This window comes from Caballeronia sp. M23-90 (genome assembly GCF_053574605.1).
This window is the reverse complement of the sequence record NZ_JBSIPA010000322.1, coordinates 1-7632: the sequence shown is the minus strand read 5'-3', so window position 1 is coordinate 7632 and position 7632 is coordinate 1. Positions and strand designations below refer to the sequence as shown.

The window sequence follows — 7632 nt, the reverse complement described above, 5'->3', positions numbered from 1 at the left end:
TCGTCACGCGCCCGCCGCTCAGCGTGAAACGCGGTTGCGGGCCGCCCTGATCGATGTCATCGACCTGTCCCGCCTGCATCACGAACGTGTTGACGCCGGCGCCTTGCCGGATCAGACCGGTCACCGTGCCGCCGTTCATCTTGAAGGTGTTCGTGCCGGTATCGGTCCAGACCGCGACACCACCGCCGCCCGATATCGTCCCGGTGTTCGTAATCGTGATCGCATACGGCCCCGTCGATGAAACCGCCAGATTGCCGCCGCCCGAAATTACGCCGCTGTTCACGATGTCCGCATTACCGCCGACAATCGATATCCCCTCGTTGCCGCCCGAAATCGTTCCGGCATTCGTAAAGCTGCCGCCACTGTTGGCATCGATGGCGTTGCTCTGGTCGCTCGTTATCCGCGCCCCCGCTGCGTTCACGAGCGTGACCTTCTGCCCGAAAAAAGCGCCCAGCGCGTCGGCGCCGTGCGCGGCGATCGACCCGGTGTTGGTGACAAGACCGGGCGATGCATCCACGGAGACAATGCCGTGCGCGTTCACCCCGAATGTATCGATGGACCCGTGGTTTGTCAGCGTATTGTTGCCCGGCGCGCCGCCATTGGCGTACAGGCCGTACGCGCGTGAACCGGTCGTCGTGATCGAGCCGGTGTTCACGAGCGCGTCGCCGGAGGTCTGGGCGAGCATGCCGTAGGAGTCGTCGCCCGATGTGGCAAGCGTGCCGTTGTTGGTCAGCTTCCCGCCTCCCGCCGCCGATACATCGAGCATTGCCGCCGAGTTCGCTCCGCTCGTGGTGATCGCGCCGCCCACGGCGTTGACCATCATGACTGAGGCCGAGCCGCTGTACATGCCTTCCGACTCGACGCCGGTTGTATGGATCGCGCCCGCATTGGTCAGCGTGTTATGTCCGAAGCCAGCCGGGCTGCCCTCGGAGGTGATGCCGTCGAAGGTATCGCCGCTGACCTGCAACGTACCCAGGTTCGTGACAGTGCTCGAATCCCGCACGAAGACCGCGTTGCTGCTGCTCACGCTGATGCCTGCACCCGGCTGGATGCGCACGGTGACCCCCGTGCTTCCGGCAGCCGCCGCGATACCCGTGAGGGATGGATTCGGCAGACTCGAATCGCACGTGGCAGATTCGCCGCTGACGGGCGCGAGGTTATCGCAACTGCCGAGCGCCGACGGCACGCGCAACAGACATGTCACGCCGATCGTCAATCCCGACAAACGCCTCGTGCGTGATAACGGCAAGCGCAGTCGACGCATCTTCGGAGGCTCCTTGTTTGCCGTCAGCGTTGGCGGATTCCCCAGCGTAGAGTACGTTTTGCGCTTCGGCAATCTTGTGAAAAGCGATTCGAAGCGGTCTTCCGAAAACGCTGGAAGCCACAATGGACAAGGGTTTGCGCCCGGCGCGAAACGATCGTTGCGGACGTTTTCATCAGAACGGGCAATCGGCGGATTCCGTGCATGAGATCGAAGCGAACCGCGTTATCGGCTACCTTTTCAGGTACGTCCACATGCAAAAAACGCGGCATCTGTTTCCAGAAGCACCGCGTTTTTTTATCCCGCGCCAGATGGCACGTATCTCACTGAAGCACTACGCGCAGCATCAAGACTCCACGTCTTCCAGGCTGAAGATCTCCGTCTGGTCGTTATACGAAAAGATCTCGCCATAACGGCCCCAGTTGATGACGGCGTCGAGTGTTTCCTCGGCGGCTTTATCGGAGAGAAAATCTTCCAGTTCCTGCTCGAAGCGCACACGCGGCGCACGATGTCCCGGCCGCTCGTTCAGCACTTTCTTGATCCGTGCGGCGAGCGGCACGTGACGCAGCAGATGCTCCGCGAACATCATCTTGCGTTCCTGCGTACCGAATTCGGCAAACACACGCGCCGGGGGCGTCAGGAAAATATCGCCTTCGCGGACATCGGCGAAACCGAGATGCTGCAACACTTCCGCGACCGGGAACAGATCGTCCACTTCCAGATGCAGCGTCCGCGCGATCTCCGGCATGTCGGCGCGGCCGTGGTACGGGTCGGCGGCCAGCGTCTCGATCAAACCCGCCATCAGGTTGGTCGACACCTGCGGCAACCAGCTACTGAGCTCGAGCCCCTTCTTCTTTTCCTCGCCGAGTTGACGCGCGGTCATCTTGGCGTAGATATCGTCGACCAAGCGCCGGAACGCCGGATCGAGACGGTTGCGCGGATGCTTGAACGGCACGCGAATCTCGGCCATGACACGACCCGGATTCGATGCCAGCACCAGAATCCGGTCGCACATGAACACCGCTTCCTCGATGTTGTGCGTGACGATCAGCACCGACTTGATCGGCATCTTGCCTTGCGTCCACAGATCGAGCAGGTCGGTACGCAAGTTCTCGGCGGTCAGCACGTCGAGCGCGGAAAACGGTTCGTCCATCAGGAGCAGCGTCGGGTCGACGACCAGCGCACGCGCAAAACCCACCCGCTGTCGCATCCCGCCTGACAGCTCACGCGGATACGCGTTTTCAAAGCCGTCGAGACCGATCAGGTCGATTGCCGCCAGCGCGCGCTCGCGCCGTTCTTTGGATGGAACGCCCTGCGCTTCCAGCCCCGCCTCGACGTTCTGCAGCACGGTGAGCCACGGAAACAATGCAAAGGTCTGAAACACCATCGCCACGCCTTTCGCCGGGCCATTGAGCGGCTCGTTCAGGTACGTGACCTGGCCGCCCGTCGGTTCGATCAAACCCGCGATGATCCGCAGGAGCGTCGATTTTCCCGACCCCGATCGGCCGAGAAGACCCACGATCTCGCCTTCGTGCAGCTTCAGGTTGACGTCTTCGAGCACGAGCAACTCGCCCTGCGTCTTGTTGAAACCGCGACTGACCTGATCGACGTGCAGGATTTCCCGGCCGAGGCGCGGGGGTGCGGATGGCGGCGTTTGGCTGGAAGGATTCGTCTGCGTTGGCATGGGCGCTCGCGTGTTGCTGATTACAAAATGGTGTGGCCGCTGGCGACCTGACATTATGGATTTCGAAGGGCTTTGTTCCGGCGGCGGCGTTCAGTCGAGCCGCAAGCGCGCTTCGGCGAACGCGAACAACGGGCGCCACAACAACCGGTTGAAGAGCGTGACGAACAGCGACATCACCGCAATCCCGAGAATGATCTTCGGATAATCGCCGTTGACCGTGCTTTCCGCGATGTACGCGCCCAGTCCGTGCGCCACGATCTTCGTATTGCCCCACGATACCGCTTCGGCCACGATGCTCGCATTCCAAGCCCCGCCTGACGCCGTAATCGCGCCGGTCACGTAATACGGGAAGATGCCCGGCAAGATGGCCTGGCGCCACCATTGCCAGCCTTTGATCTGGAAGTTGGCGGCGGCCTCGCGATAATCGTTTGGATACGACGTAGCGCCAGCGATCACGTTGAAAAGGATATACCACTGCGTGCCGAGCACGATCAGCGGCGAAAGCCAGATATCCGGATTCAGGTTGAACTTCACGATCACCACGACAAACACCGGGAACAGCAGGTTCGCCGGAAACGCCGCAAGGAATTGCGCAATCGGCTGGATCTTGCTCGCAAGCGCAGGCCGCAACCCGATCAGCACGCCGACAGGCACCCAGATCACCGACGCAATCGCGATCAGCACCATGACGCGGAAAAGCGTGATCAGCCCGAGCCAGAAGACATGCCCCACTTCGCGCCACGACACGCCGGAAGAAACGAAGACGCTTACTTTCCAGACCACGAACGCGGTCAGCGCCACGACAATCGTCGCCCAGACAATATCGCCAATGCGGGAAGTATTGCGCGCTCTCCCGGGCGTCGCTGTAAACACGGACGCGGCGCTCGCCAGCAGCGGCAGCTTCACGCCCTGCAGCGAAGGCAGCTTCAGCGGCACGCGCGCAAGCTTGCCGATGAGCCAGCCGGCCGGCACCAGCAACTGGTGAATCAGCCGCGTGCGCCGGATCAGGTCGAGCAGCCACGATTCAGGCACATTGCCCGAGCTCGTGTTTTCCATGCGGAACTTGTCGGCCCATGCGACCAGCGGACGGAACATGAGCTGATCGTAGGCAAGGATCACGACGGTCATGGCGAGGATCACCCAGCCGATCGCGCCGAGATTGCGCTCGCCGATCGCCGTCGCCAGATACGCGCCGATACCCGGCAGCACGATGGTCCGGTTACCTACCACGATCGCCTCGGAGGCGACTACGAAGAACCAGCCGCCGGACATCGACATCATCATGTTCCAGATGAGGCCCGGCATGGAGAACGGCACTTCGAGCTTCCAGAAGCGCTGCCAGTTGGTCAGGTGAAAACCGCGCGAGACTTCATCCAGGTCACGCGGCACCGTGCGCAGCGACTGGTAGAAGCTGAAGGTCATGTTCCAGGCCTGGCTCGTGAAGATGGCGAAGATCGCGGCGAGTTCGGCGCCGAACACCCGTCCGGGAAACAACGCGAGGAAAAACGTGACCGTAAACGAGATATAGCCGAGCACCGGCACCGACTGCAGGATGTCGAGAATCGGCACGAGCACGATGGACGCGCGCCGGCTCTTGGCCGCGAGCGTGCCATAAACGAGCGTGAAGATGAGCGATGCGACCATTGCGGCAAGCATGCGCAGCGTGGTGCGTAACGCGTACTCGGGCAGATTCGACGGATCCAGCGAAATAGCCTGCGTCTGCAGCGTCGAGATGGGTGCGAGCGTCTCGTGAAAGCCCACCGCGGTCAGCGCGAGGATGCAGATGATCAGCGGGAACGCGACGAAGTCCCAGCGATTCGGTAATAGACGCCACGCCGAAGCATTCGCCGTGCGAGTCAGATTGAAGCCAAAATCCATTACACGCCCTCTCCGTTGAGGCTTGTTGCGGCCGGTGCGCCCGATTCAGGGCATCGTCCGGCGTCTGTATTTCCACGTCTGTGTCTTGCCGGTCAGCGCCATGCCTGTTTTCAGGACGGCACGACACTACACCAAACTTTGTTTCAGGCACAACCGCAGCCTGCCGGTTTACGTTTCGTTATCTGGCGAGCGTTCCGGTGCATCGTCAAACCGCGCTGCATCGCTCAAGAAAAGCCCGTTCCCGCCGATAAGGAACTTGATGGACGAAAGAAAACGTCGTCCAATCGGAACATCCGGGGCAAACCAAGCCGGCTTGAGGGGACTCCGGACGAGGTCGCGGTTCCTGCGCAGACAAAACATGTTCTTGCAACAGGCGCCACTGTCGGCGCTCAGCAACAGCACTTGGGGCAAGTACCATCGGCGCGCGCGGCCGCGCCCGGTAAGATGCTCATGTGCCGGCACAAAACTCATAACATTGCTCGTCGCGCGGGGCCGCGGGACAGTCAGACAGGCCAGATCAGATGAACAAGACAACCTTCCACCTTGCGATAGCGACGCTTTGCTGCGCGTTGCTTGCATGCGTGTGCTGGGTTGCAGCCGGACTGGTGTCGGACCGAATGGTACAGCAAGAACTGGCCACATCGATGCGGGTGGAACGTCAAATGGCGGCGTCCATCGTCGATAACACCGCGCAGATCATCGCGAGCGACCTCGCCATGTCCCGCGCCATTCCCGCCACGATCGCCGAGATGGACATGATCCAGCTCGCGCTGGTCCAGCAGCACGGTCTTTCCGCCAGCGCCGCGCCGACTGCAGCCGACCGGCGCGCCAAGTGGCTCGCCGCGCCCGCGCTGGAAAAAGTCGATAACTTCCTGCGCAACGCGCGGGGCTTCACGGGCCTCGACTACATCTGGGTCGTCGATACCGAGGGCTTTTGCGTGGCATCGAGCAACGCCATCGATTCGAACAGTTTTGTCGGCGTCGACATGCGCGCGCGCGGGTATATCCAGAAGGCGCTGCTCGGCGCGTTCAACGAGACCTATGGCGTCGGCCGGACGAACGGCGATCCGGGGATTTTCATCGCCACGCCGATCTACCGGGACGGCTTTCTGGTGGGCGCGGTGATCGCGAAAGTGAGCATCGACCGCTTGCGGCATTGGGTGGCGCGCGCCGGGACGTTCGTGACCGACAGCAACGGCGTGGTCGTGATGGCCAATGAAAGCCAGCTCGAAAACCGCGTGCTGCCGGATTCGCCCGTGCTGAAGATGTCGCGCACGGAGCGGCTCGATGCCTACCGGCGCGTAGATTTCCAGACCTTGCGAATCACCAATATAGGCGAGCGCGTGCGGGCGGACGCGCCCTGGCTGTCGCCGACGCTTTCGAGCGGCTTGTTCAGCACCAGCAACGGCACGGCGCCCGCGATTTATGACGAACGCACCGGCCTCAATTCCGGGCTCGCGGCGCACATTGTGCATCCGCTGCCGAACTGGTCCGAGATCTTGCGCAACCAGCGGCGCGACCAGTTGCTCGTGTTCCTGACGGCGCTCGGCGTGGTCGGCCTGGCCGTGGTGATTACGGTGTCGTATCTGCGCGAGCGCCGCCTGCATCGGGCGACGCGGCATCTCGCGAACCAGTTGCAGTCGGCCAATACGCTGCTTTCGGCCGAAGCGCGGCATGATGCGCTGACCGGCGCTTTGTCGCGGCGATATTTCCTCGATACCCTGCGCCGCGAAGTGGAGCTCGCATCTTCCTCGGGCACGCCGCTGTCCGTCGCCATTGCCGACCTGGACTACTTCAAGCAGGTCAACGACCGCTTCGGCCACGCGACCGGGGACCGCGCGCTCGAGCATTTCGTGCGGATGTGCGAGGAACAGTTGCGCGCGAGCGACGGCGTCGGCCGGCTTGGTGGCGAGGAGTTCGGCCTGCTGCTGCCGCAAACGTCTCTCGCCGATGCCCACGCGGTGCTCGAACGCCTGCGCAAGCGCTTCAACCAGGAGCATTGCGCCCATCTGCCCGATGACACCGCGTTGAGTGTAAGCATCGGCATCACCGCCCTGTGCGACGGCGACACCGCCGAAAATCTGCTCAAGCGCGCCGACCTTGCGCTCTACGCGGCCAAATCGGGCGGCCGCGACCGCAGCGAAGTGCATCCCGCCGACACCATCCCGCCCATGCCGCGTCATCCCGAGACAGCCTGAACGCACGGACCGGCCAAAAGGTCTAGTGGGGCAAGCGGCGTGACAGCAGGTATTATCGACATTCGAAGTCGAATATCTGCCGTTTTCAGGAGGGGTGAATGAAGGGAAATCTGGTCATTGTCTGCCGCGATCAGGACGCTGAAGCATTCGATCACTTGCTGGCCGAGTATGGCGCGTTCCAGACGCGGCTCTCGTCCACCACCTGGTACTTGAGGCTCGATGTCGCGCCTGAAGTCATCCAGGAGGAGATCCTCGGACGGCTGGGGAAATACACCACGCATTATATTTTCGAGGCCGCCACGGTGACCTACAACACCGTCGACAGCGAAGCGGCTTCCGCCCTCAATACGCTGTTCGACTGACCGTTTCGGGCGAGGGCGCCTTGGCGCGCCCTGCCTCGCGGGCGAATCAGGCGAGCATCAGGCGTGTTTCAGCACGCCGTCGATATGCAGTTGATCCGCCGCTTTTGCGACGACATCGAACGGGAAAGTCATTGCGATCTCCAGTCCGCCTTCTTCCCGGTTGCGGATGTCGCACTCTCCGCCTGCCCGCCGCACCAGCCGATCCACAATGGCGAGCCCCAACCCGCTATGGCCGCTGCCGCCGCGCGA

General features: G+C 62.3%; 5 protein-coding genes and 1 pseudogene. 2 read left to right on the top strand and 4 right to left on the bottom strand.

The features are described 5' to 3' along the window. The 3 genes and pseudogenes from ACRXB1_RS25140 to ACRXB1_RS25130 all read right to left on the bottom strand — a co-directional run. Positions 1 to 1264 (bottom strand): annotated as a pseudogene (locus tag ACRXB1_RS25140) (hypothetical protein); the annotation flags it as partial. A 343-nt stretch (positions 1265 to 1607) separates the two neighbouring features. Then, entirely contained in the window at positions 1608 to 2945 is a 1338-nt protein-coding gene (locus tag ACRXB1_RS25135) for an ABC transporter ATP-binding protein (RefSeq protein WP_061998919.1), read from the bottom strand. Positions 2946 to 3035: 90 nt separating this feature from the next. Further along, a complete protein-coding gene (locus tag ACRXB1_RS25130; RefSeq protein ID WP_375507654.1) occupies positions 3036 to 4823 on the bottom strand; it encodes an ABC transporter permease in 1788 nt (595 codons plus the stop codon). 521 nt (positions 4824 to 5344) lie between these two features. Here ACRXB1_RS25130 and ACRXB1_RS25125 point away from each other — a divergent pair. Both ACRXB1_RS25125 and ACRXB1_RS25120 read left to right on the top strand, forming a co-directional pair. After that, positions 5345 to 7021, top strand: a complete 1677-nt coding sequence (locus ACRXB1_RS25125; RefSeq protein ID WP_174363833.1) for a diguanylate cyclase — start codon at positions 5345 to 5347, stop codon at positions 7019 to 7021. Positions 7022 to 7119: 98 nt separating this feature from the next. Then, on the top strand, positions 7120 to 7383 hold the full coding sequence (locus ACRXB1_RS25120; RefSeq protein WP_056352150.1) for a double-stranded DNA-specific endonuclease: 264 nt from the start codon (positions 7120 to 7122) through the stop codon (positions 7381 to 7383). Between the two features lie 57 nt (positions 7384 to 7440). Here ACRXB1_RS25120 and ACRXB1_RS25115 read toward each other — a convergent pair. After that, positions 7441 to 7632: ATP-binding protein (locus ACRXB1_RS25115; protein WP_449493576.1), on the bottom strand; the 192-nt coding region annotated here is incomplete at its 5' end.

Bases quoted from the DNA above. Each gene is read 5' to 3' on its own strand.
- ACRXB1_RS25135 (WP_061998919.1), bottom strand. From the start codon at position 2,945: ATGCCAACGCAGACGAATCCTTCCAGCCAAACGCCGCCATCCGCACCC.
- ACRXB1_RS25130 (WP_375507654.1), bottom strand. From the start codon at position 4,823: ATGGATTTTGGCTTCAATCTGACTCGCACGGCGAATGCTTCGGCGTGG.
- ACRXB1_RS25125 (WP_174363833.1), top strand. From the start codon at position 5,345: ATGAACAAGACAACCTTCCACCTTGCGATAGCGACGCTTTGCTGCGCG.
- ACRXB1_RS25120 (WP_056352150.1), top strand. From the start codon at position 7,120: ATGAAGGGAAATCTGGTCATTGTCTGCCGCGATCAGGACGCTGAAGCA.